At 63.1% G+C, this 23,626-nt stretch carries 28 protein-coding genes; 13 read left to right on the top strand and 15 right to left on the bottom strand.

The genetic code is table 11. The features are described 5' to 3' along the window. The first annotated feature begins 19 nt into the window (after positions 1-19). The 7 genes from fliM (at position 20) to ACR9ZC_RS07695 (ending at position 5,848) form a co-directional block, all read left to right on the top strand. Positions 20-1,018: a flagellar motor switch protein FliM gene (gene fliM / locus ACR9ZC_RS07725; RefSeq protein ID WP_481579864.1), complete on the top strand. Its 999-nt coding sequence runs from the start codon at positions 20-22 to the stop codon at positions 1,016-1,018. Next, entirely contained in the window at positions 1,011-1,493 is a 483-nt protein-coding gene (gene fliN / locus ACR9ZC_RS07720) for a flagellar motor switch protein FliN (RefSeq protein WP_331571315.1), read from the top strand. The genes fliM and fliN overlap by 8 nt, the downstream gene beginning before the upstream one ends. Positions 1,494-1,564: 71 nt before the next feature. Beyond that, positions 1,565-2,083 (top strand): flagellar biosynthetic protein FliO, encoded by a 519-nt coding sequence (gene fliO / locus ACR9ZC_RS07715; protein ID WP_481582617.1) that lies wholly within the window; start codon positions 1,565-1,567, stop codon positions 2,081-2,083. After that, positions 2,084-2,863 carry a flagellar type III secretion system pore protein FliP gene (gene fliP, locus ACR9ZC_RS07710; protein WP_331571317.1) on the top strand — a complete coding sequence of 260 codons (780 nt, stop codon included), beginning with the start codon at positions 2,084-2,086 and terminating at the stop codon, positions 2,861-2,863. A gap of 26 nt (positions 2,864-2,889) precedes the next feature. Further along, positions 2,890-3,159 carry a flagellar biosynthesis protein FliQ gene (gene fliQ, locus ACR9ZC_RS07705; RefSeq protein ID WP_331571319.1) on the top strand — a complete coding sequence of 90 codons (270 nt, stop codon included), beginning with the start codon at positions 2,890-2,892 and terminating at the stop codon, positions 3,157-3,159. 40 nt (positions 3,160-3,199) lie between these two features. Next, a complete protein-coding gene (gene fliR, locus ACR9ZC_RS07700) occupies positions 3,200-3,991 on the top strand; it encodes a flagellar biosynthetic protein FliR (RefSeq protein ID WP_481579863.1) in 792 nt (263 codons plus the stop codon). 219 nt (positions 3,992-4,210) lie between these two features. Next, positions 4,211-5,848 (top strand): ATP-binding cassette domain-containing protein, encoded by a 1,638-nt coding sequence (locus tag ACR9ZC_RS07695; RefSeq protein WP_481579862.1) that lies wholly within the window; start codon positions 4,211-4,213, stop codon positions 5,846-5,848. A gap of 26 nt (positions 5,849-5,874) precedes the next feature. On the opposite strand, the gene flgL is transcribed toward ACR9ZC_RS07695, so the two are convergent. The 12 genes from flgL to ACR9ZC_RS07635 form a co-directional block, all read right to left on the bottom strand. After that, on the bottom strand, positions 5,875-7,101 hold the full coding sequence (gene flgL / locus ACR9ZC_RS07690) for a flagellar hook-associated protein FlgL (RefSeq protein WP_331571322.1): 1,227 nt from the start codon (positions 7,099-7,101) through the stop codon (positions 5,875-5,877). A gap of 11 nt (positions 7,102-7,112) precedes the next feature. Further along, entirely contained in the window at positions 7,113-9,050 is a 1,938-nt protein-coding gene (gene flgK / locus ACR9ZC_RS07685; protein WP_481579861.1) for a flagellar hook-associated protein FlgK, read from the bottom strand. Positions 9,051-9,238: 188 nt separating this feature from the next. Beyond that, positions 9,239-9,994 (bottom strand): flagellar brake protein, encoded by a 756-nt coding sequence (locus ACR9ZC_RS07680; RefSeq protein ID WP_481579860.1) that lies wholly within the window; start codon positions 9,992-9,994, stop codon positions 9,239-9,241. A gap of 357 nt (positions 9,995-10,351) precedes the next feature. Beyond that, a complete protein-coding gene (gene flgJ, locus ACR9ZC_RS07675) occupies positions 10,352-11,353 on the bottom strand; it encodes a flagellar assembly peptidoglycan hydrolase FlgJ (protein ID WP_331571325.1) in 1,002 nt (333 codons plus the stop codon). A 42-nt stretch (positions 11,354-11,395) separates the two neighbouring features. After that, the gene (locus tag ACR9ZC_RS07670) at positions 11,396-12,559 is read right to left on the bottom strand and encodes a flagellar basal body P-ring protein FlgI (RefSeq protein ID WP_440559144.1); all 1,164 of its coding nucleotides are present in this window, start codon (positions 12,557-12,559) and stop codon (positions 11,396-11,398) included. A 2-nt stretch (positions 12,560-12,561) separates the two neighbouring features. After that, entirely contained in the window at positions 12,562-13,257 is a 696-nt protein-coding gene (locus ACR9ZC_RS07665; RefSeq protein ID WP_481582616.1) for a flagellar basal body L-ring protein FlgH, read from the bottom strand. Positions 13,258-13,329: 72 nt separating this feature from the next. Then, entirely contained in the window at positions 13,330-14,118 is a 789-nt protein-coding gene (gene flgG / locus ACR9ZC_RS07660; protein ID WP_173255969.1) for a flagellar basal-body rod protein FlgG, read from the bottom strand. 49 nt (positions 14,119-14,167) lie between these two features. Next, entirely contained in the window at positions 14,168-14,926 is a 759-nt protein-coding gene (gene flgF / locus ACR9ZC_RS07655; RefSeq protein WP_173255968.1) for a flagellar basal-body rod protein FlgF, read from the bottom strand. Between the two features lie 56 nt (positions 14,927-14,982). Then, complete coding sequence (gene flgE, locus ACR9ZC_RS07650) at positions 14,983-16,221, bottom strand: flagellar hook protein FlgE (protein ID WP_331571330.1); 1,239 nt, start codon at positions 16,219-16,221, stop codon at positions 14,983-14,985. A gap of 36 nt (positions 16,222-16,257) precedes the next feature. Continuing rightward, positions 16,258-16,974 (bottom strand): flagellar hook assembly protein FlgD, encoded by a 717-nt coding sequence (locus ACR9ZC_RS07645; protein ID WP_481579859.1) that lies wholly within the window; start codon positions 16,972-16,974, stop codon positions 16,258-16,260. Positions 16,975-16,985: 11 nt separating this feature from the next. Continuing rightward, positions 16,986-17,408, bottom strand: a complete 423-nt coding sequence (gene flgC / locus ACR9ZC_RS07640; protein ID WP_173255962.1) for a flagellar basal body rod protein FlgC — start codon at positions 17,406-17,408, stop codon at positions 16,986-16,988. A gap of 82 nt (positions 17,409-17,490) precedes the next feature. Then, a complete protein-coding gene (locus ACR9ZC_RS07635) occupies positions 17,491-18,003 on the bottom strand; it encodes a flagellar basal body rod protein FlgB (protein WP_331571332.1) in 513 nt (170 codons plus the stop codon). Between the two features lie 248 nt (positions 18,004-18,251). Between ACR9ZC_RS07635 and flgA the strand changes: the two genes are divergently transcribed. From flgA to ACR9ZC_RS07620, 3 genes are all read left to right on the top strand, one after another. Next, a complete protein-coding gene (gene flgA / locus ACR9ZC_RS07630) occupies positions 18,252-19,559 on the top strand; it encodes a flagellar basal body P-ring formation chaperone FlgA (protein WP_481579858.1) in 1,308 nt (435 codons plus the stop codon). A gap of 144 nt (positions 19,560-19,703) precedes the next feature. Further along, on the top strand, positions 19,704-20,051 hold the full coding sequence (gene flgM / locus ACR9ZC_RS07625; protein ID WP_331571335.1) for a flagellar biosynthesis anti-sigma factor FlgM: 348 nt from the start codon (positions 19,704-19,706) through the stop codon (positions 20,049-20,051). A 74-nt stretch (positions 20,052-20,125) separates the two neighbouring features. Continuing rightward, the gene (locus ACR9ZC_RS07620) at positions 20,126-20,566 is read left to right on the top strand and encodes a flagella synthesis protein FlgN (protein ID WP_481579857.1); all 441 of its coding nucleotides are present in this window, start codon (positions 20,126-20,128) and stop codon (positions 20,564-20,566) included. Positions 20,567-20,629: 63 nt separating this feature from the next. Here the strand turns inward: ACR9ZC_RS07620 and ACR9ZC_RS07615 are convergent, their stop codons facing one another. The 3 genes from ACR9ZC_RS07615 to ACR9ZC_RS07605 all read right to left on the bottom strand — a co-directional run bounded on the left by ACR9ZC_RS07615 (position 20,630) and on the right by ACR9ZC_RS07605 (position 21,800). Continuing rightward, positions 20,630-20,932, bottom strand: a complete 303-nt coding sequence (locus ACR9ZC_RS07615; RefSeq protein WP_173255954.1) for a Txe/YoeB family addiction module toxin — start codon at positions 20,930-20,932, stop codon at positions 20,630-20,632. Continuing rightward, entirely contained in the window at positions 20,886-21,182 is a 297-nt protein-coding gene (locus tag ACR9ZC_RS07610; protein WP_173255953.1) for a type II toxin-antitoxin system Phd/YefM family antitoxin, read from the bottom strand. The genes ACR9ZC_RS07615 and ACR9ZC_RS07610 overlap by 47 nt, the downstream gene beginning before the upstream one ends. Positions 21,183-21,413: 231 nt before the next feature. Continuing rightward, the gene (locus tag ACR9ZC_RS07605) at positions 21,414-21,800 is read right to left on the bottom strand and encodes a VOC family protein (RefSeq protein WP_481579856.1); all 387 of its coding nucleotides are present in this window, start codon (positions 21,798-21,800) and stop codon (positions 21,414-21,416) included. A 310-nt stretch (positions 21,801-22,110) separates the two neighbouring features. Between ACR9ZC_RS07605 and ACR9ZC_RS07600 the strand changes: the two genes are divergently transcribed. From ACR9ZC_RS07600 to ACR9ZC_RS07590, 3 genes are read left to right on the top strand one after another with little or no spacing between them, the layout of a single operon-like run. Then, positions 22,111-22,611, top strand: a complete 501-nt coding sequence (locus ACR9ZC_RS07600; protein ID WP_481579855.1) for a lipase family protein — start codon at positions 22,111-22,113, stop codon at positions 22,609-22,611. A 31-nt stretch (positions 22,612-22,642) separates the two neighbouring features. Further along, positions 22,643-23,125 (top strand): DUF2778 domain-containing protein, encoded by a 483-nt coding sequence (locus tag ACR9ZC_RS07595; protein WP_481579854.1) that lies wholly within the window; start codon positions 22,643-22,645, stop codon positions 23,123-23,125. Between the two features lie 52 nt (positions 23,126-23,177). After that, positions 23,178-23,624 carry a hypothetical protein gene (locus tag ACR9ZC_RS07590; protein ID WP_481579853.1) on the top strand — a complete coding sequence of 149 codons (447 nt, stop codon included), beginning with the start codon at positions 23,178-23,180 and terminating at the stop codon, positions 23,622-23,624. Positions 23,625-23,626: the final 2 nt, after the last annotated feature.

Here is a 23,626-nt window from a genome sequence, read left to right as displayed (position 1 = left end):
ACGAGGGACGAATAAAGGTATGGGCCACGAAGAGTTCATGTCCCAGGAGGAAGTCGATGCACTCCTCAAGGGCGTAACTGGCGAGTCCGATGCGGACGCGGAGCATGGCGACAAGGCCACTGTTCGCCCGTACAACATCGCCACGCAGGAGCGCATCGTTCGCGGCCGGATGCCCGGTCTCGAAATCATCAACGAACGGTTCGCGCGCTTGATGCGCATCGGCATCTTCAATTTCATGCGCCGCACGGCAGAGATTTCCGTGGGGCCCGTGAAGGTGCAAAAGTACAGCGAGTTCACGCGCAATCTGCCGATTCCGACGAACCTGAACCTCGTTCATATCAAGCCGCTCAGGGGCACGTCGCTCTTCGTGTTCGATCCGAACCTCGTGTTCTTCGTGGTCGATAACCTCTTCGGCGGCGACGGCCGTTTTCATACGCGGGTCGAAGGACGCGATTTCACGGCGACCGAGCAGCGCATCATCGGCAAGCTGCTGAACCTCGTGTTCGATCACTATTCGACCGCCTGGAAAAGCGTGCGGCCGCTGCAGTTCGAGTTCATGCGCTCGGAAATGCACACGCAGTTCGCCAACGTCGCGACGCCGAACGAAATCGTCATCGTCACGCAGTTCTCGATCGAATTCGGCTCCACGGGCGGCACGCTGCACATCTGCATGCCCTACTCGATGATCGAGCCGATCCGCGACGTGCTGTCCTCGCCGATCCAGGGCGAGGCGCTCGAAGTCGACCGCCGCTGGGTGCGCGTGCTGTCGCAGCAGGTTCAATCGGCCGAGGTGGAACTGACGGCCGACCTCGCCGCGATACCGGTCACGTTCGAGGACATCCTCAATATGCGCGCCGGCGATGTGCTGCCGATCAACATTCCCGAGCAGGTCACCGCGAAAGTAGACGGTGTGCCGGTCATGGAATGCGGCTACGGAATTTTCAATGGTCAATACGCGCTGCGCGTGCAAAGGATGATCAGCGCGGCCGATACGATGAAGGAAGGTGGATATGAGTGATCTGAACGCGACGCCGGGCGACGGCGCCCGGGAGCTCGAGGCCCAGATGGCGGCGGCCATGCAGGCCGAGAAAGCGGCCGCCACGGCGGCCGACGCCGAAACGGGCCTCGACGACTGGGCCAGCGCGCTCGCCGAGCAAAACTCGAACGAGACGCCCACGGCCGCCGCGGGCGTGTTCCAGCCGCTCTCGAAAGTCGCCCCCGCGTCGACGCGCAACGACATCGACATGATCCTCGATATCCCCGTGCAGATGACGGTCGAGCTCGGGCGCACGAAGATCGCGATCCGCAACCTGCTGCAGCTCGCGCAAGGCTCGGTCGTCGAACTCGACGGGCTCGCCGGCGAGCCGATGGACGTACTCGTGAACGGCTGCCTGATCGCGCAGGGCGAAGTGGTCGTCGTCAACGACAAGTTCGGCATCCGGCTCACCGACATCATTACGCCGTCCGAACGGATTCGTAAGTTGAACCGATGAGAGGGCTCATGCGTCGGCAAGGCATCCTGCCGGTACCGCAAGCAGTACGCGCAGCCGGTCTGGCGCTCGCCATGGCATGGGCGGCCATTGCGCCGAGCGTCGCCGACGCAGCCGATCTGAACGCAGTCAACCACGCCGCGAGCATCGCATCGGGCGTCGGTGCCGGAACGGCCGTGCCGTCGCTCGGCGTCGGCGCCGTGCTGCAAACGCTGGTCGGCCTCGCCGTCGTCATCGGGCTCGTGTTTGCGTGCGCGTGGCTCGCGCGGCGCTTCGGCCTGCAGCCGTCGGCGCGCGGCAGTGTCGTACGCACCGTCGGCGGGGTCTCGCTGGGTGGCAAGGAGCGCGTCGCCGTCGTCGAGATCGGCGATACGTGGCTCGTGCTCGGGGCCGCCCCCGGTAACGTGCGGCTCCTGCATACGCTGCCGGCCGGCTCCATCGATCTCACGCGCCGCGGGCCCGGTTCATCGGGGCCCGCCGACTCACCCGACGACGCCGCCACGCAGGCGGGCACGTTCGGCTCGCGATTTCGCGCCGCGCTGGCGGGCGAAGCCAAAAAGCGTTTTACCCGGCCTTCGGGCGGAGGCAAGTAAATGTCGTTGTGCCGTGTCGAGCGGTTTGCGCGAGCCTTCGCGCCCGTGTTGCCGCTTCTCGTTCTGATTCTCGCGCTCGCGCCGTCGGGCGCCTTCGCACAGGCCAACGGTCTGCCGGCGTTCACGACGAGCCCGGGCCCGAACGGCGGTACGACCTATTCGCTGAGCGTGCAGACGATGCTGCTGCTCACGATGCTGTCGTTCCTGCCGGCGATGGTGCTCATGATGACGAGCTTCACGCGCATCATCATCGTGCTCTCGCTGCTGCGCCAGGCGATCGGCACGACGACGACGCCGCCGAATCAGGTGCTCGTCGGTCTCGCGCTGTTTCTGACGCTGTTCGTCATGTCGCCCGTTCTCGATAAGGCTTACCAGGACGGCTACAAGCCGTTCTCCGAGGGCGCGATCCCGATGGAGACGGCCGTGCAGCGCGGCGTGGTGCCGTTCAAGACGTTCATGCTGCGTCAAACGCGCGAATCGGATCTCGCCCTGTTCGCCAAGATTTCGCATGCGCCCGCGATGCAAGGCCCCGAGGATGTGCCGCTTTCGCTGCTCGTGCCGGCCTTCGTCACGAGCGAGCTGAAAACGGGCTTCCAGATCGGCTTCACGATCTTCATTCCGTTTCTCATCATCGATATGGTCGTGGCAAGCGTGCTCATGTCGATGGGGATGATGATGGTCTCGCCCGTCACGATTTCGCTGCCGTTCAAATTGATGCTGTTCGTGCTCGTCGATGGATGGCAGTTGCTGATCGGCTCGCTCGCGCAGAGCTTTTCCTGACCCAGATTGCCTTCGAAGTTGCCGCCATGACGCCGGAATCCGTTCTCACCCTCGCTCACCGCGCGATGTACGTCGCGTTGCTGCTGACGGCGCCGCCGCTCCTCGTCTCGCTCGTCGTGGGCCTGCTCGTCAGTTTTTTTCAGGCAGCCACGCAGATCAACGAGGCCACGCTGTCGTTCATTCCGAAGCTCGTCGCCGTGACCGTCACGCTCGTGATCGCAGGACCGTGGATGTTGCAGATCGTGCTCGACTACATGCGCCAGATGCTGACGAGCATTCCTTCGCTCGCCGGATGAGCGTGCATTAGCGCTCAGCCAGCACCGGCCCGGCACGACGATGCTCACCGTCACCTACGCTCAGCTGAACGCCTGGCTTACCGCGTTTCTTTGGCCATTCGTGCGCATTGCGGCGCTCGTTGCCACGGCGCCCGCGTTCAGCCAGTCGAGCGTGCCCGCCCGTGTGAAGATCGGCTTGGCCGCCTTTATCACGCTCATCGTGGCGCCGACCCTCGGCGCGCTGCCGGCCGTGACCGTGTTCTCGGCGCAGGGCGTCTGGATCATGGTCAATCAGTTCATCGTCGGCGCGGCGCTCGGCCTTACGATGCAGCTCGCGTTCACGGCCATCGAGATGGCCGGATCGCTGATCGGGCTGCAGATGGGGCTCGGCTTCGCCACGTTTTTCGATCCGAGCTCGAACGCTTCGTCGGAAGTCGTTTCGCGCTATCTGCATACGATCGCGCTGCTGGCCTTTCTCGCCTTCGATGGGCACTTGCAAGTGATCAACGCGTTGATCGGTTCGTTTCAGTCGGTGCCGATCGACGCCGCGCTACTCAGCGCGCCGGGCTGGCGCACGCTCGTCCAATGGGGTGGCGCGATTTTCTCGGCGGGGCTGCTGCTTGCGCTGCCGGTCGTCGTCGCACTGCTCGTGGCGACGTTATCGCTCGGCATCCTGAACCGGGCCGCGCCGCAAATCGGCGTTTTTCAGATCGGCTTTCCGGTCACGTTGATGGTCGGGCTGCTGCTCGTGCAGCTCATGCTGCCCAATATGATTCCGTTTTTCGCGCATCTGTTCGATCTTGGCGTCGATGCGATGGGGCGCGTGGCGGGATCGCTCGCACCCCATCCTTGAGCGCGTCGGCGAGCTCGCCTCGTTCCGAGCCGCCTGCGTGAGCTCAAGCGGTGGCTTCATTCCAGTCCATACCAACAACTCCCGCGTCCGGTAGCGTAAATCGGTCCGAGTTTCTCGGCCGCTCGTTTCGCAGGCCTGCGTCGAAATTTATCTTGGGCACGCCTGCGCGTTGCGGCAGCTGACCTCGCCGATGTCACAACGGCGAGCTGTCACCGACACATGCGACTGATTGCCAACATCAACCTTTTGCGGAGCGTCATCCAGCCGAACACTGTCCGGGCTGGCCTCTATGTGGCAGCTTTCGCTACGCTCGCGAGCGTTTTGCAGGCGGTTCAGCCCTTTGTGCTGGCGCAAGCGACGATTGCCCTGGCCCGAAGCAGTAATCTCGCGGCGATCCTCGCCGCTTATGTCGGCATCGGCCTACTCAGCGGCACCTGCTCGGCCGGCGCCAACTACTTCGCATTGCGTTCGCGAGAGCGAATCGGTGGGGACATTGCCCTTGCCACACTGGCCGCACTCCTGCGCCCCGACCGGTCCTTCTGGCGCTATTCGATAAGCGATCTGATTCATGCCTTCAATAAAGGCAGGGAGGCCGCGCACGCGATCGTCTCCGATCTTTTCATCGACCTTGCTCCCTATGCGGCGGGCCTGCTGGTTGCCGTTTCGCTCATCGCAGTGCAAGTCAGTTGGCCCACTGCTTTAATCATCTTCGCGACGGCCTGCGCATTTATCACCTGGAATTTGCGCGACGTACGCAAAGAATACGCACTAGGTAAGTCATTCGACGAAGCCCAGCGTGGCATTGTCGCAAACATTGCGACAGCACACGAGTTAGGTGAGGTCGTGCGCAGCTACGGTACGGAGACGTTCGTGACCCGCCGACTGCACGACCAACTTGCTGAATTCGACTGCCACGTGCGTCGGCATGCACGCCACTATTTCGCCAAACATGTTCGGTTGGAGATCATTCGTTGGGCCGGCTTGGCGGCGGCCGTTACGCTATACCTATCCGGCTACGGCACGACCGCGGGCCCCCAAGGCGCAGAACGGGTAGGCGGCCTGGTGGCACTGGTGCTGGCCTATTTCCAGCTCATCGCGCCGATTGTCGATCTATCGCGCTCGGCAGAGCGTCTCACGCGGTCGTCGGCGAGTATGGAGGTTGCCGCAAACGTCCTACGAGATGCACACGACGCTCGTCCCGCAGCAGCCCTATGCCGGTTGCCGGTGCAACGCTTCGAATTCACTTCCGTGACCACGATGAACGGCGATCGAGCCATCGGCCCGCCCCGATCCGCGGTATGGAAGCAAGGCGACGTCGTGGTATTCCATGGACCGAGCGGGATTGGAAAATCTACCCTGGCTCGCACCCTGGCGGGGTTGACTCCCGCTGCAGGAGGCGCGGTCAACGTGGACGGGCGCGTATATCCCCTTCCGGCAAAGGGTAACGAGCTGCGGCGACACGCGCTGTACGTGCCCCAGGTCGACTACGTTTTCGCGGGCACCATCGCAGAAAACATTCGCTTAGGCGATCCTTCGATTTCGGACGAGCGCATCGAGGATGCCGTGCGGCAGCTGGGTATAGCCGAGATGCTGGCAGCGCGAGGGCTAACAGTATCGGACAGGATCAATGACAGGGGCGGCGATTGGTCCGGCGGTGAGCGACGTCGAATTGCGCTGGCGCGAGCTTTCGTTCGCGAGGCCGGCGTGTTGATTCTGGACGAGCCGACGACGAACCTCGACCGACGCTCGGCGAAGGCTATCCTTTCCGCTTTCCGCGAACGTTTCAAACATTCCGTTCTGATCGTCATCTCTCATGACGACATCGCCGAGCCGACCGACAAGCTTTTATTGTGGTGACGGCTGAACCTCATCGCAGAGTTCGATCACATGTACTGGAATAGCGACAGCCCCTGAATCTTCACGAAGCTTTGCTGCGCCGCCTGCAACGCGTTTTGCGTGAGCTGGTATTGGCTGATCGCCGACACCATGTCGACATCGGTCACGTTCGACAGGTCGTTCGTCGCTTGCAGCGAGTTGTTCTTTGTCGTCGTCTGCAGTGCCGTCAGCTCCTGCTCGCGCCCGCCCACCGACGCCTGCACCACCGTGATCGCCGTCAGCGAGTTTTGAAAGCGCGTCAGGCCCGTCGCCAGATCGTTCGACAGCGTCGCCTTGGCCGCCGGGTTGTTGTCCGCCGGCGTCTGAAGCGAGGCGATCATCGAATCGATCGTCGAGAACACGCTGCTGTTCGCCGAGGTCGTCGCGGGCGTCACCGTGAACGTATCGGCCGGATTCGGCGCGCCCGAAATCGACACCGTCATACCGGTGCCGAGCGCGATCGGCGCATTGGCCGTGAACGCGGTGGCAGCCGTCGTCGAGCCGGTCGTATTGTCCGTCACCGTGTAGGTCGGCGCGGCGGCCGTTCCGCCAAACGTGATCGTGAACTTGTCGCCGTTCGTCGCAACCGAAGGATTGTTGTTCGCCACACGGCCGATGACGCCCGTTCCCGTGTTAGCGGCCGAGCCCGCGGCAACAGGCGATGTGCCGATCGACGGCACCGACAAAAAGACGCTCGCGCCCGTATCGTTCGTCGTGATCTGATGCGAATCGGCCACCTGCACCTGGCGCTGGCCATTGTCGCCCAGATAGTTCACGCCGCCCGCGGCATTGTTCGTGAACGGTTGCGTCGTGGCCTGGAAACCCGAAAAGAGGTAGTTCCCGGAACTGTCGCTCGTGTTGGCGAGCGTCAGCAACTGGTCGCGATAGCCTTGCATCGTCTTCGCGATGGACACGCGGTCGGAGTCCTGCAACGTGCCATCGCCGGCGCGCACGATCAGCGAATTGATGCTCTGCATGACGTTGGTCACGCTCGAAAGCGTCTTGTCCTCGATTTGCAGCGAGGTCTGCGCCGAGTTCTGATTCGTCGTGTACTGCGTGAGCGTCGCCGTCGTCATCGTCAACTGCACGGCCTGCGCCGCATAGAGCGGATTGTCGGCCGGCGTCTGCAGCAACTGCCCCGTCGAAATCTGCTGATAAAGCTGATTGAGCGACGACTGCTGGTTGTCCATCGTCTGGACACTTTGCGCGAACAACTGTGAGGAAGAAATACGCATCGCTTTGCACCTTAGCCGAAGATACCCATCAGAGTCTGGAACATCGACTCGGCGGACTGAATGACTTTGCTGTTGGCCTGATAGAGCTGCTGATACTTCAACAGATTGGCCGCTTCCTCATCGAGGTTCACACCCGAGACCGATTGCTGTGCCGCCGTGATCTGCGAAACGAGCGCCGTTTGCGCGGTGTTCGCCGATTTCAGCTGGGTGGCCGCGTTGCCGACGTTGTTGACGTAGTTCGCGTAGGCACCCGTCAAGGTGGCCGTGCCGTTGCCGAGCGTCGTGGTGGAGACGAGCTTCGACATCGCCAGCGCGTTGCGGCCATCGGCCGTGCCGGTGTTCTTCGCAAGCGTGAGCGTGTCGCCGTTCGCGGGCGCGCCGCTCATCGTGAAGTTCATGCCGTTGTAGGTGTACGTGTTGCCCGCCGCATACGGGAACGACGTTCCCGTGGTCGCGGCTGCTCCATTTACCGAAACGCTCGCGCCAGCAGGCCAGCCGTCGAGCGTATTCGTCGCCGAGTTGTAGGTCAGCGTGAGCGGCGTGGCCGGCAGCGTGTAGCCGGCCGAGACCGTGCCTTGCGTGACGGTCCCCGTGCCCGTATTCGTGGTCGATGTCGACACGAGCACCGGTGACGCCGCCGCAATCGCCGACGTGTTCGACGTGGCGAGCGCGAAGCTATTCAGTGCGCCGCGCGTCGGCTGGATCGTGAACGAATCGCCCGAGTTCATCGTCCCGGAGAGCGTCAATGCGAGCCCACCTATCGTCACCGAACCGGCACCCAGCGCCGTGCTCGTGCCGATGGTCGAGCCCGACGCGTTGTCGGTCAGGGTATAGGTGGTGCCGTTGTATGACAGCGTGTAGTCGCCCGCGGTCGGCTGCGAGCCGTTGGCGAACGCCACCGACAGCGTGGAGGTGCCGGTGTTTTGCAGATTCGAGTAGACGGTCGGCGCCGCCACGCTGAACAGGTTGCCGCCCACATTGGCCGACAGGTCCAGACCGAGCGTGTTTTGCGAATTGACCTGGTTCACGAAGCTCGTGGCGACGGCGCCAAGCTGCGCTTGCGCCGGATCGAGCGTCTGGCTGCGAAACGTGAGCAAGCCGCCGACGGTTCCGCCCGAGAGCACCGAGCTGGACAGATATTGCGTCGTCGCAGGCGTCGTGCCGGCAAGCCCGTTATAAGTGACATCCAGTTCGCTCGGGTCGCCCGACGACACTTTGGTGCCCAGATCGAAGCTTTGGTTCGAGACCACGAGCGGCTGACCGCTGCTCAGAAAAACGCTGTAGCCGTTCGCGCCCTGTACGACGGAGACACCCACCGCCTTCGAGAGGTCGGCAACAGCCTGATCGCGCTGGTCGAGCAGCTGGTTCGGCGGCTGCCCCTGCCCGCTCGCGTTCGCGATCTGCGCGTTGAGGTCCGCGATCTGCTTCGAATAGCCGTTGATCTGGTTGACGGTCGTCGTCAATTGCTGGTTCACCGTTTGGCGCAGCTGGTCGTATTGCGCGCCGGTCGCGGTGATCTGGCTCGCGAGCGTTTGCGCGGCGCTCATCGCGCCCTGGCGCGTGGCGAGGCTGCTCGGATCGTTCGCGACGTTCTGCAAGCCCGTGAAGTAGGCGGTGATGGCCGTGGAAATCCCGGCCGTCGGGCTGCCGATCAGGTTGTTCAGCTGCGAGGCCATCGAATAGTTCGTGGTCAGCGCACTGCTCGTCGATTGCGCGTTGTTGAGCTCGGTCGAGAGGTACTGGCTGTAGTTGCGCGCCACGGTCACCGACGACACGCCGCCGCCCATGTACCCCGCGCCCGTGTACTGCCCGCTCGCTTCGGCGTAGACGGGATTCTCCACGGTGTAGCCCGTGGTCGACGCGTTGCTGATGTTGTTGCTCGTCGTCGTCAGGCCCCACTGGGCGGCCGCCAGCCCCGAAAGGCCGATGCTGAAGATGTTGTTGGACATGCGTCTTCCTGAAGGACGGCGAGCTTCGTTGCCACCGCCTCGTTGAGGGAACACATGTATATCGGCCGCGCGCCGGAAAATTTAAGGGCACAGATCGACATGACGCGACGCTTTTTCGGCGTCGGTGGGCGGGCCGAGGAGACCCGCGTGGGGCGGTCGCGGGCCAGCGCGGCGCGACCGTTTCGTCTTCAGGCGCGCACGAGCGAGCGGCGCTTCATTTCCAGTTGCGTGATCAGCCGCTGCAGGGTGTTTTCGGCGCTGCCGGGTAGCGATACGAACCGCATGCCGAGCTGGTAGCGCCGGCCGCCGTTGGGCAGTTCGGTCGCGCGCAGCGAAACGAGCTCGAGATCGAGCGACAGCGTACCGTGTCCGTTCAGATTGACCTCGACGTCTTCCAGCGTCGCGCCCATCGGCAATTCGACGACGCGCTCGTCAGCCGTGCGCAGGCCGATGCCGCCGAGCGAAATGTCGTGGATCTCGAAGCGGAACGCCTCGCCCTCGGGCAGCTGACCGCGGCAAAAGTACGGATCGAGAATGGGCGCATCTACGCGGAAATACTCGCGCCGCTGCACGTAGTAGAGCACTTCGGGAAACGCCGCCTCGAACGCGGGGAGTCCTTCGAAGCGGGTCTCGGCCGGCGTCGGCGTGGAAAACTCGACGCGCACGCCTTCGGGCGAGGCCCGGAACGTACAGCTCGGCGAGGCGAGCATGCCGCGGTTTTGCTCGGCCAGCGCGCCCCAGTCGAAGATGAACGTGCGCTCTCTCACATCGACATCGAGAATACGCGTGACGAGCTGACCGCTCTTGTATTGAACGGTCAAAAAGTCTCCGCGATTGGCGAGGTTGCGCAGCTGCACCCCGATTTCAAGCGGATTGCGCCGCCCGAAGTCGAGAGCGGGTTCTACGTCTTCCTCCATCGAATCGTTCGACTGATTGGTATCCATGGGCTTGCCGTATGCGTGGTCGCGTCGGAGCGCGCAAGGCGCCGACGCACGTGCTTTCGGATACCTTGCGGCGATCCGAAAAGGGACTATCTGATTAGCGGCATCAAACGTGCAAAGTTTAGAGGCAATCCGGAAATAATTTTTCTAATTTTTGTGAACCGCGCGAGCGCCAGTCTGGGCGGGCCGAAGCGGGCAAATCCGGTGAGATTGTCGGGCGGCTCCGATCCCTGAGTGAGTCGATGCCCCGATACTTGACAGTTGCGGCTTCGGCCAGCCATCTTTCGATAGCCGGCCGTACCGTCTTCTACTGCCTGGCCCCGTCGCGCCCGAAGGCACCCCCGTGAGCAGATTCCGTCATCACACCATCTGCTGCATGATGGAAATCAGTTTCTTCGCGTAATGCGGGTCCGTTGCGTAACCGGCCCGCTGCATCCCGTGTGCAAAGCTTGCGGCATCGTGCGCGTTGTTGACGACCGATGCGTAGCGCGGATTGTTGCGCAGCATGTTCGCGTAATCCGTCATCGCGTCCTGATACGAATCGTAGGCGCGGAACTTCTCGACCACCTTGCGGGGCCGACCGTTCACGTACTCTGTCGTGACCGTCGATACCGTCTTGCCCGTCCAGTCCTTGGTGGCCTTGATGCCGAATACGTTGTGGCTCGGCGAGCCGTTCGCATTCCTGATCTCGCCCTTGCCCCAGCCGGATTCGAGCGCCGCCTGGCCGATGATGAACCGCGCGGGAATACCCGTTGCCGCCGCGGCGGCCTGGGCCGGCGCGGCCATCTTGTCGACGAACGCATCGACTTTCGACGAATTGCCGTTGCCGTGCAACGGCGGCGTGAGCGAGCTCGCGGCCGAATAGCCGGCGCCCTTCGACAGCGAGCCGTTGGCCGCCGCGTTCGAATAGGCGCGCGCCAGCGCGTTCATCATTGCGGCATTGCCTTCGGCACCGATGCCGCCCCCGCTACCGGCAGCACCGAGCGCGCCCATCGCGCCCGAAGCCCCTGACGCACCCGCCGCGCCGTTCGCGCCGGCACCCGGGACGCTGCGCGAGAGCTGCTTGATCAGCGCATCGGCCACGCCGACCCCCTTGGACGACATCTGCTGGGCGAGCTGCTCGTCGAGCATCGACGTGAACTGCGCGCCGTCGCGCGAATCCAGCGGGCTGTCTTGCGGCGTCGCCTCGCGCATGCTCTTGAGCATCATTTGCAGGAACACGGCATCGAACTGCTTGGCCACCCCCTTGAGGCTTTGTTGCGGAGACGCGGCGGCTTGAGCGCGCAAGGCGTCGAAACCTTGCACGTCGAGCGCGAAGCGCTGCGACAAATCCGTTGCGGTGTTGGGTACGTTCGATTCCATCTGTGCCTCCTGGGAGCCCGTCGAATACGCGCTGACGAGCCCTTATATGATCTCGAGGTCCGCGCGCAATGCGCCTGCGGCCTTCATTGCCTGCAGGATCGACATGAGATCCGCGGGCGTGGCGCCAAGCGTGTTGAGCGCCTTGACGACTTCGGCGAGATTCGCGCCGGCCGTCACGAACTTCAATGCTCCGTTGTCCTGCTTGAGCTGAATCTGCGACTGCGGCACCGCCACCGTCGAACCGTTCGAGAATGCGTTGGGCTGGCTGACTGCCGTCGTCGTATTGACGATGACCGACAGATTGCCGTGCGCCACGGCGCAGTTTTGCAGCGTCACCATCTGATTCATCACGATCGAGCCCGTGCGCGCGTTGAGAATCACCTTGGCCGCGGCCTGGGCCGGTTTGACTTCGATGTTCTGAAGCTGCGCCATGAAGGCGACCTGCTGCGCCGGGTCGGTGGGCGCCCGCAACTGGATCGTGCGGCCGTCGAGCGGCATCGCCGTCCCGCTGCCGAACATGTTGTTGACAGCCGCCACGACACGCTGCGTCGTGTCGTAGTCCATATCGTTGAGTTCCATTTGCAGCGTCCCGGCCTGCGAGACCTGCGTCGGCACCGAGCGCTCGACGATCGCGCCGCCTGTGATCCGGCCAGCCGCGAGCTGGTTGACCTGCACTTTGCTGCCGTTCGCGCTGGCGCCGGCGCCGCCGATGGCGACGTTGCCCTGAGCGAGCGCATAGACCTGGCCGTCGGCACCCTTGAGCGGCGTGAGCAGCAGCGTGCCGCCCCGCAGGCTCTTCGCGTTGCCGAGCGACGAGACTGTCACGTCGATCGCCTCGCCCGGACGCGCAAACGGCGGCAGGGTTGCGGTGACCATCACCGCGGCGACGTTCTTCAGTTGCATGTTCGACGAGGCCGACGAGCCGCTCGAGCCGTTGCTGTTCAGCGAAATGCCGAGGTTGGCGAGCATGTTCGTGAGCGTTTGCGTCGTGAACGGCGTTTGTGTCGTCTGATCGCCCGTGCCGTCGAGACCGACGATCAAGCCGTAGCCGATGAGCGGATTGTCCCGCACGCCCTGGAATTGCACGAGATCCTTCAACCGCTCGGCATGTGCGTTGCCCGCGAACACCAGCATGGCGGGAAGGACGATGAGCGTGAGCAAGCCGCGTAATGCCGCGCCGACACGCCGAGTGGAAACGGTATCCATGATCACCACGGCAAGACGTTCAGGAAAAATCGCTGCAGCCAGCCCATCGTCTCTGCCTCGTTGATGTAGCCCTTGGCCGAGTATTCGATGCGCGCGTCGGCCACGCGCGTCGAGAGCACACTGTTGTCGCCCGCGACGGTGTTCGGATTGACGATCCCGGAAAAACGCACGAACTCGTTGCCCTGGTTGATGAGCATCTGCTTCTGGCCGCTCACGACGAGGTTGCCGTTGGGCAGCACGTTCGTGACCGTGACGGTGATCGTGCCGTCGAACGTATTCGACGCGTTCGCACCGCCCGTACCCTGGAACGTATTGCTGCCCGACGCGCTCAGGTTGACCTTGTTGAACAAACCGCCGAGAAAGCCCGCGGTCGGGACCGACGTCGCCGTCGAGCCCGCGCGTCCGGCGCCCGCTGCGGAGGACTTCGTCGCGTTGATCTTTTCCTGAATCACGATCGTCAGGATGTCGCCGATATTGCGCGGCCGCTGGTCTTCGAAAAGGGGCCTGCCCGCAAACCCGGGGTTGTAGATCGATCCGGTGGGCTGCGGCGCCGGAGGCAACGGCGGCGTGGCCGTCATCGGCTGCTGCGTGATCGGCTCCCGGTGCTCGACATACGCACAGCCGGCGAACGTGCTCGTCAGCAGGCCTGCGAGCGCGCCTGCGTGGATCAGCGAGAGCGTTGCACGCAGCGTGCGCATGCGAAACGGAATGGGGCTCGTGTGCGACATCTTCCTTTACCGCCTGTTTCTTCGAGAATGCTGCCGATCGCCTTAAACCGACATCTGGCTCAAGGTCTGCAGCATCTGGTCCGAAGTCTGGACCGCCTTGCTGTTGATTTCGTACGCGCGCTGCGTCTGGATCATGTTCACGAGCTCTTGCACGACGTTCACGTTCGATGCTTCGACGTAGCCCTGATTGAGCGTGCCGGCGCCGTTCAGGCCCGGCGTCGAGACGTTCGGCGCGCCCGACGAAGCGGTTTCCATCAACAGGTTCTGACCTTTCGATTCGAGACCGGCCGGATTGATGAAGGTGGCCAGTTGCACCGTGCCGATGGTCTGATTCGTCGTCGAGCCGGCCACGGTGATGCTGACCGCGCCGTCGGTGCCGATCGTCATCGAGGTCGCGTTTTGCGGAATCGTGATGGCCGGAATCACCTGGTAGCCGCTCGACGTGACGAGCTGGCCCTGCGCGTTGGTCTGGAACGAGCCGTCGCGCGTGTAAGCCGTCGTGCCGTCGGGCATCTGCACCTGGAAGAAGCCGTTGCCGTTGATGGCGATGTCCTTCGAGTTGCCCGTTTGCTGCAGATTGCCCTGCGTGTAGAGGCGCTCCGTGGCGACTTGCTCCACACCGGTGCCGATCTGGCTGCCGGAGGGCAGTTCCGTTTGCTGAGTCGAGTTCGCACCGGGCTGGCGCAGCGTTTGATAGATGAGATCCTGGAACACGGCGCGCGAGCCTTTGAACCCGTTCGTGCTGACGTTGGACAGGTTGTTCGAGATCACGTCCATCTGGGCCTGCTGGGCGTTCATGCCCGTGGCGGCGATATAGAGCGAGCGGTTCACGGTAAAACTTCTCCTGAAATGAGGGGGCCGGTTTCGTCGAGCGAACCGGTCAGCTGAACTGCAGCAGCTGGTTTGCCGTCTGCTCGTTCTGATCGGCCGTCTGGAGCAGCTTGGTCTGCATCTGGAACTGCCGTGCGTTGGTAATCATCGAGACCATCGCCGCCACGGGATTGACGTTGCTGCCCTCGAGCGCGCCCGAGGCCACCGTGACTGTGGGATCCGCATCGGCCGGCTGGCCGTCGGCCGCGCGGAAGAGTCCGTCGTCGCCGCGCTGCAACGAACCCGGGCTCGGGTTGACGAGCTTCAATTGGTCGATGACGGCAAGCGCTGCGGGCGGATCGCCCGGCATCAATGCCGTGATCGTGCCGTCCTTGCCGATCGTGACCTCGGCGCCGGGCGGAATCGAAATGGGCCCGCCGCTGCCGACCACCGGCAGGTTGCTGGCCGTCACGAGCTGCCCGTTCTGGTCCACGTGAAGATTGCCGGCACGGGTATAGGCTTCGTTGCCGTCCGCCGTTTGCACGGACAGCCAGCCCTGGCCTTGTATCGCGACGTCGAGCGGGTTGCCCGTCTGCGAGATCGCACCGGGCGCGAAATCGGCCCCCGGCGTCGACGAGAGCACGAACGTGCGCGTCGTGTCGGGGTTGATCGTCGTGCCATCGCCGAAATTCATCGGCGCCGACCGGTAGGTCGAGAGTTGCGCGCGAAAGCCCGTCGTCGAGACGTTCGCCAGGTTGTTGGCGACGGTGGCTTGCTGCTCGAGCGTCTGGCTCGCGCCCGTCATCGCCGTATAGATCAGTCGGTCCATGACTCGCTTTTTCCGATGAAGTCGTGAGTGCCCGGTCCTGAGAAGCGCAAATCCGCTTACAGGTTGATGACGGCCTGGTCGACCGCCTGCTGCGTCTTGATCGTCTGCGCGTTCGCCTGGTAGTTGCGCTGCGCCGTGATCAGGTTGACGAGCTGCTTCGTCAGATCGACGTTCGACTCTTCGACCGCGCCGCCTTGCAGCGTGCCGTGGTTCGTCGAGCCCGGCGCCGAGATCTGCGGTACGCCGGAAGCCGCTGTTTCGGCGAACTGATTGCCGCCGAGATCCTGCAGCCCGTTGGGGTCCGAGAAGTTCGCGAGCACGATCTGGCCGAGCGGCTGCGACTTGCCGTTCGAATAGTTGCCGGTGATCGTGCCGTCGTCGGCGATCGAGAAGTTCGTCAACTGGCCGCTGGCGTAACCGTCCTGCGCGAGGCTGTTCACGCCGTCCTTGCTGCCGTACTGCGTCGTGCCGCTCAGATTCAGCGTCAGCGCCTGCGGCGACGTGCTGCCGTCGGAGTTCGTAATGTTGAAGGTCAGCATGCCGGTGCCCGAGCTCGTTGCGGGTGCCGTGGCGGTCGTGGTCGAAAGCGCGCCCGCCGTGTCGAAGCCGACCGCGCCGACCTTGCTGACCGTGCCGGTCGCCGTGCCGGAGTACACGTCCCACGCACCCGATCCGGTCTTGACGAAGTACATGTTGACCTGCTGCGAACCGCCGAGCGAGTCGTAGCTCTGGATCGACGTCGAATAGTTGTAGGTCAGCGAGTTCGTTGCCGAAAAAGGCGTGACGGTCGGTACCGTGTCCTGCGAATTCAGGTTCAGTTGCGCCGTGATGTTCGTCGTCGCGAGCGGAGCGATATTCGTCGTCGGCACCTGGATCGGCACCGTCGAAGCGGTGTTGATGACGCCGTTCGCACCGGCCGCATAGCCCATCAGCTTGAGGCCCTGTGCGTCGGTGATATAGCCGCTCTTGTCCATCTGGAAGACGCCGTCACGCGAGTAGGTCAGCGTGCCGTTGTTCGACATCTGGTAAAAGCCCGTGCCGTTGATGGCCACGTTGAGCGCCTGGCCCGTGGTGTTGATCGTGCCTTGCGAAAAATCCTGCTGGACGCTGGCGAGCCGCGTGCCGAGACCGATCTGATTGCTCACGGTCGTGGCGATCGTATTGGCGTAGACGTCGGCGAACTGCGCCGTGCTTTCCTTGAAGCCCGTCGTGTTCGCGTTCGCGATGTTGTTGCCGATGACATCGAGGTCGTTCGCCGATGCGGACAAGCCGCTCAAACCTTGTTGGTAGCCCATTGTCGGGTCTCCTGCGCGAGTGTTCTGGAAGTAGGGTTAGAGGATCGCTGCGACGCTCGTCGAATCGACCGTGGTGCCGTTTCTGAGCAGCAGGCCCTGCTTGCCCGAGCTCTGCTGCACGACGCTCACCACCTGCTGGCCCGTCAGGGTCGTAATGCCCGTGGCCGAGGTGCCGGCGCTCGTCGTGCCCTGCGCCGAAATCGTGTAGGTGCCATCGGGCAGCGTGTTGCCCGATGCGTCGGTCGGCGTCCAGCCCACCGGCACCGTGCCGGCTGCCTGCGGGCCGAGGTCGACGCTATTGACCACGTTGCCCGACGAATCCTTGATCGTGACCTTCAGATCCGTGACCGCTTGCGAAAGCGTGAAGCCGAAGCCCGACGAGCTGCCGCTCGATACCGTCGCGGTGTTGCCCGGCACGAGCACGTTCTGGCCGATGAGCAGCGAGGTCTGCGCGTTCTGGCCGGCGGCGAGCTGCGAGGCGAGCGAGGTGAGCGATGTATTGAGCTGGCTGATCCCCGTTACCGTATTGATCTGGGCCAGCTGCGAAGTCATCTGCGAGCTGTCCATCGGATTGGTCGGGTCCTGGTTCTTCAACTGCGTGACGAGCAGCTTCAGAAAGGTGTTCTGCAGATCGGTCGTCGCGTTGCCGGTGGACGACGTGCTCGACGAACCGGACGACGCCCCGTTCATCGTGTCGAGCAGCGACTGCGAGACCGTGCCGCCGGAGGCGATGGTCGTACTGGATGAAGTCACGAAGTTTCTCCTCAGGTGCCGATCGTGAGTGTTTTCAGCATCAGGTTCTTGGCCGTATTCAACGTCTCGACGTTGGCCTGATACGAGCGCGATGCCGAGATCATGTTGACCATTTCCTGGACCGGATCGACATTCGGACGCGTGACGTAGCCGTTCTCGTCCGCCGAGGGGTTGCTCGGGTCGTAGGTGGTCTTCATCGGCGTGGGATCGTCGATGACGTTGCTCACCTGGACGCCGCCGATCTGCTGGCCCGACGCCGTGTGCGCGCCGCCCACCGGCTTGACCTGGAAAACGACCTGTTTCGCGCGGTACGGCTGGCCGTCCGGGCCCGTCGTGCTATCCGCGTTGGCGAGGTTCGACGCGGTCACGTTGAGCCGCTCGGACTGTGCCGAGAGCGCCGAACCGGCAACCGTGAAGATGTTCATCAATGACATGACGGCGTGGCCTCCTTGCTTTCCTGTTAATGCCCCGTAGCGATTTATTCGTTGGCTGCGGCGAAGTGTCTGGTGAGCGGCATCAGCCGCCCGACGTAATCGCCGCGAGCATCGTCTTGATCTGCTGCGTCAGAACCGTCATGCCCGATTCGTAATGCAGCGAGTTGTCCGCGAACTGCACGCGCTCCGCGTCGAGATCGACGGTGTTGCCGTCGAGCGCGGGCTGCGTCGGATTGCGGTATTTCAGTTGACCGTAGTCCTGGCTCGAGCCGCCCGTGGCCACGAGCCGCGCCTCGCCGGCCATATGGCCGGGCGCCGTCGCGTTCATCGCCATGCCGCTCGTCACACCGGCCGGTTGCGCCATGGCCAGCGGCGCGGCATTCGAAGTGCCGGCCACCGTCGCCGTGGCGCTCGTGCCGGGCGCACCCGCTTTTTTCAGGGCGCCGGCCAGCGACGAGGCGAAATCGACGTCGCGCGCCCGGTAGCCGGGCGTATCGGCGTTCGCGATGTTCGACGAGAGCAGCTCCTGCCGATAAGCGCGCACATCGAGCGCTTCACGGCCGAAGGCGAATTCGGCATCGAGTTTGTCCAGCATCGAATGTTTCTCCGTTGCCAAGCAATGAGTCAGGCGGTTCGCCTTGTCGGAGAGCCCTGGAGCGCCGTCCGGCAAGACCTTTTTGCATGGACTGCATCTTATGGGCGGCGGTCAAGTACCAATCGGACGAATAACCGGGGAAGCAGGCCTCTATTCAACGTTTGCGCGATGGGGCGGGCTTCTAGAATTCGTTGTCATGACGAGCTCGCGCTTCGGGGGCTGTCCGAAGTTCGATGGAGAAACACACGATGTCGCTTTTCGCCGCCACCGCAGTTTCGCGCTCAGCACTGCCCGCCGCCGCGCGGACGGCGCGCGAACGCGCTTCGCGCTCGCTCGCCGGTGCTGTTCTAGGGCTCGCGGCGTCGGTCGTGACGTGCCTGGGCCTGGCAACGGCAGCCCATGCCCAGCCAACGGGCGGCACGCAGATTTACATTCCCGGGCCCGGCGAGCGTTCGGCAGCACCGGCCGCCCCGGCCGTCGGCACCCTGAGCGCCACCAGCGGCCCTGACGTTATGGGCGGCAACGGTAGCGAGGCACCGGGGGGCATGATTACGATCCCCGGTCCGGGCGAGCGCCCGGTACAGCCGGGCGCGACGGCCGGCGTGATCACCATTCCAGGACCGGGCGAACAGGCCGCGGCTCAACCCGCGTCCCGCAGCGCGCTACCGCATGTGGCGGCCATGCAGGCCACGTCCCGGGTAATCCCGGTTGTCGTCACGCCTTCGCCGCGCGCGACCAGGGCCGCGCAGCCGATTCCGATCGACCGGCCGGCCAGCTCGGCCGGGCCGAGCGCGGCGGCCACGAACGGCGCTTCGCAGGCCGCAAGGCTCGCCGAAACCGGCACACCCGCACAAGCTGCGGCACGGACTGTCGAAACCACCGCCTCGCCGGCCAACGCGGCACCCACACCAGTCGCGGCCGCCGTGCCGGCCGGCCAGCAGGACGGCGAATCCGTTCGCCGCACCGCGCTGACGTTTTTGCAGCAGCAATCGGCCGGCTTGCCGGGCAAGATCACGATCACCGTCGCGCCCGCCTTCCCGCGCGGCCTCGCCTCGTGCACGACGCTGGTGCCGTTCATGCCACCGGGCGCGCGCCTGTGGGGCCGCACCACGGTGGGCGTGCGCTGCGCCGGCGAACGGCCGTGGACGCTTTATTTGCAAGCGCGCGTTTCGCTCGAAGCCACCTACTATCTCGCCGCGCGGCAGATCGAACCGGGTGCGGTGGTCTCCCCCGCAGACCTGATGACGCGCGAAGGCGACCTCGCCAACCTGCCGCGAACGATCGTGACCGATCCCTCGCAAGCCGTCGGCGCCGTCGCGCTCGCGCGGATCGGCGCGGGCTCGCCGCTGCGCGAGGACATGCTGCGCAGCGCCAGTTCCGTGACGATCGGTCAGATGGTCAGGGTGATCGCGGTGGGCACCGGATTCTCGATTTCGTCCGAAGGCGCCGTCATGAACAACGCGTCGCCGGGACAACAGGTGCGGGTCAAGACCGCGGGGGGCCAGATCATTTCGGGAATCGTCAAGGACGGTTCCACCGTGGAAATTCAGATGTAACGGGGACAGACCGGGGCGCCTACGGCCTCGGGACTGAAGGGAAAGGAGACCAGTTGGCGGGGGAGGCGACGGACTCGATTGCGCTAAAGTTCGACCTGGGTGTGCCGATATCACATTCAAATCGAGAACCTTGGGAAGCCAATCGTGAAAATCGACTCCTCCACCAACTCCAGCGTGTCGTCGCCCAAGGGCGGCGTCCAAAACGCGCGCCAGGGAGATTCAGCCCCGGCGGTCAATACTGCCGGCACGGCGGGCGCGGGTGCGGCCGGTGCGTCGGCCGGCGGCGATGCGAGCGTCAGCTTGTCGGGCCTTTCGTCCCAGCTGCGTTCGCTCGCGGCATCGGGCGCAGCCGACATCGATGTTGCGCAAGTCGAATCGATCAAGCAGGCCATCAAGGACGGCACGCTGTCGATCGATACGGGCAAGATCGCGGACGGCATCCTCGAAACCGCGCGCAATTTGTTGCAAAAACCTCAATCGTCCGGCGGCTGAGGCCGTTCAAGCACGGCATTGTTGCGGGGCGATTCTGATGAACGAGCGCTCACGCGCGAATTTTGGCGAATCCGATGAAAGACGCCCTGCTCAATACCGTGACGGAAGAACATGCGACGCTCGAGGCGTTTGCGTCGCTGCTGGTCTATGAGGAAAAAGCGCTCGCTGCTGTGTCACCGCTCGAGACGCTGCCTGCCATCCTCGAAAAGAAAACCGAATTGACCGACAAGCTCGCGTCGCTGGAGAAAGCGCGCGACGCGCAACTGAAGGCGCTCGGCCTGCCTGCCGGTAAGCGCGGCATGGAGCTCGCGAGCGCGGACGAGCCGCGGCTCGCCCAACAATGGAAGCTGCTTCAAGACGTGGTCGACCGCGCCCGGCGCGCCAATATGACCAACGGGCTCATGATTCGCGTGCGCATGAACTACAACGAGAAGGCGCTTGCGATCTTGCGTGGGGCAACCGCGAATAATGCATCGGGCGTGTATGGGCCGGATGGGCGGGTTTCGTTGGTTTAGGCTGCGGGGTCTGCGGCATCGAACCGACAAGGACGCCGTTGCGCCGCCCTTGTCGTGCCGAAATTAGTAGTGGAATCGGCACTGCATCACGTGGATGATGCCGTCTTGAACGATGTACACCAGACGGTCAACTTTGGTGATGCGCCTTGACCAGTAGCCTGTGAGATCACCCTTCAGAGGCTCGGGTTTTCCTGTACCTCTGAACGGGTCACGCCAAATTTCCTCGATGAGACCGTTGATCTCTTCGACGATATCTCGGTCGTGCTTTTGCCAGTGTAGGTAGTCGTCCCAACCGTTCGTGCTCCAAGCAACCTTGCAGCTACTTGCGGCTGCGGCCTTGTTTTTTGCTTTCTTCTGTTGCGACATCTTTTGGCAAGTCCCTTATCAAGGTCTTGCCGGCCTTGAATTCGGCAATGGACTGGCGCAGTCGATCAGCATTCGTTGGCGTTCCCAGAAGGTGCAACGTCTCCTGCATGCTGTTGTAATCGTCCAGCGAAATCATAACCACGTGCTCACCGCGCTGCCGCGTGATGACGGTCGGCTCATGATCTCGGCATACCGTGTCCAGCGCCTGCTTAAAGCCGGCTCGCGCCTCACTGAAAGTCAGGATATTCATCTCTGTTCTCACTTTGCCCAGCGCCTCGAGTTGTCGAGGCGAGGCGTGTCTGCTACGCAATGGCCGCCCCGAACTTGGGAGCGGACAGCCAATTGTACATAGTTTTGTACTATATTGCCACTCGACGATCACGTCGTCCGCCAATGCGACCCGCGCCCTGGCGCGCGTGATCGAGCGTGCCCATAGATGCCGGATAGCGGGGGTTCGCTGGTTTGAGTTGGTGCAGTTGCCTTATTCGTCATCCGCGAAATTAAGCTCTACGCCATTGCCGGCGGGATCGACCAGGAAGAGCTGGTACTGATTGGTAAGCGGTACACGCGAGCTGCGGTAAGCGATGCCGCGCTCGTGCAAGCGCGCCTCGAATTCGGCGCGCGCCGTGCATGAGAACGCGACGTGATCGAACGTGCCCGTCACGTTCGCTTCGCGCACTTCGTTCGGACGCGCTTCGCTCAGATGCAATACCGCTTGCTGGCCGATGTACAACCAATAGCCGAAATGCGCGAACGGCGGGCGTTCGCCGACCCGTAGCCCGATCACGTCGACATAAAAATCGCGCAACGCGTCGAGTGTGCCTCGATCGCCCCGCAGGTTGTAGTGACTGAAGCCGATCACGGGCATAAAGAATCCTCCGTAGTGCGGCCGCCACATTCGGGCGGTCGGCGATTCCAAGATGTTATCGCAATGGCCGCATCGCGGTCATTGAGCGCTCGTAGATGGGTGGCCCGGCCTCGCCGCAATCGAACCAAATCCAGCAATGGCGGTCTTTCAGCCGGGGCTTGATGCCATCCCTCGGAGCCATGGCGGAGAGGAAGGCGCGGGAGTATGCTCCCCTCAGGCATGCTCGAACAGCTCCAGACGAACCTCCTGCTCTCGTTCGTCCTCAACGGCGCAACCACGGACACCTCGGGAAAAGACGTGCCGAATCACAATGTGGGCGTCGTCAGGAGAGATTCACCAGTGCGATACGTTTGGCGCGCCGACGGCGGGTAACGGCGCGTTCGCGGCGTATTTCGATAATCAGATGGAAGAGCGCGGGATACGCGTTTTTAACACGCTGGATACCGTTCCCTGTGGATGGAACGCGGAAACGCTGAAACGAGTGGAAACGATTTACCAACCCGAACTTGAAACACCAACCGCGATCGTTCAGAAAATCGATAAGGTCATTTCCCAGACAAGCGAGCTTGACTACACCCAGCCGGGTCTCGAATATGGTGCGGTCGGCCACTCGTTATCGCTTTCCTTGCAAAGATCTGTCGACGAAAGCCTCATCACCGCGGGCGATCCGGAAAGGGTATTCGAGTTGCAAACGGGCTACCAGCATAACGACGCGTACACATTCTTCTCGCGCTGGAGCTCAAAACAGCAACTATCCGACAAACAGCATCGCACCCCTCGGACTTTCGCAAGAGCGGTAAAAAGGGGGTAAATTAGCGCATCGCGAATGGACGGGTACTAATATGCCGGTTGCATGCACTTTCATTTTGAATCGAAGCAGTATGTCAAACCTCGTATGCCCGGGCTTCGGCTCGGTGCCAGCATATTCCGGCACGGGGAGGCATATAGACGACCCGGGTGCCACTGCATTGAAGAAAGCAGGGCCTCTCCCCGCTGGGACGTATTTCATCGTCGATCGTCAGAGCGGTGGCCGACTAGGATGGTTCAACGACCTCATGGCCGACGCGAGAGCGGGAACAGATCGCTCCAGGTGGTTCGCGCTCTACCGCAACGACGGAACAATCGACGATTGGACGTTCGTGGAGGGCGTCCGCCGAGGCAATTTTCGCCTTCATCCATCCGGGTGGTGGGGTATGAGTGAAGGCTGCATCACACTGCCGCACGCCGGGCAGTTCGATAAGCTGCGTCAATTCCTCAAGGCACAACCCACACGGAAAATTCCCGGCACGACAATCAACTATTACGGAACGGTCACGGTTCGCTAAGTATCTCCGTGCCGCAACTGAGTCCCGGCCCTATCGTCTCGAAACCAACGTCATGCGCACACCATTTTCCGCCCTCGCACGCGCCCTCCTGGCAGGACTTCTAACGGTGTTTGACGTGGCTCCGTTCATCGTACTTCTGCCATTCCCAAGCTCGGATTCATCTACGATTGCCAGCCTCGTCGCCATTTTGATTCTTGGTATCGGCGCGTCGTGGCTCGCGGTTACCCTCGCACGCCGAAGAAGCCGTATCTTTCTGATCGCCCTGGCGGCCGCCGCAGCGCTAAACGTGCTGACACAGGTGGTCACACGTGCGCTTCCGTCAGCCATCCTCGACAGGATGACGCTCGGCGTGATCGCATCGCTGTTCGGCCTTGATGGCGAATACGCTTTTGATGCCGCTGGCTACGAGTTATGGTTGGAAATATGGTTGTCGCTCGCGCTGATCGCGTGCGTAATCGCCTGGGCAGTCCGGCACCGGATGCTGACGAGGACTTCGTGAAC

Source organism: Trinickia sp. HAY1-2D (genome assembly GCF_056754935.1).
This window is presented reverse-complemented; position numbering and strand designations above follow the sequence as displayed.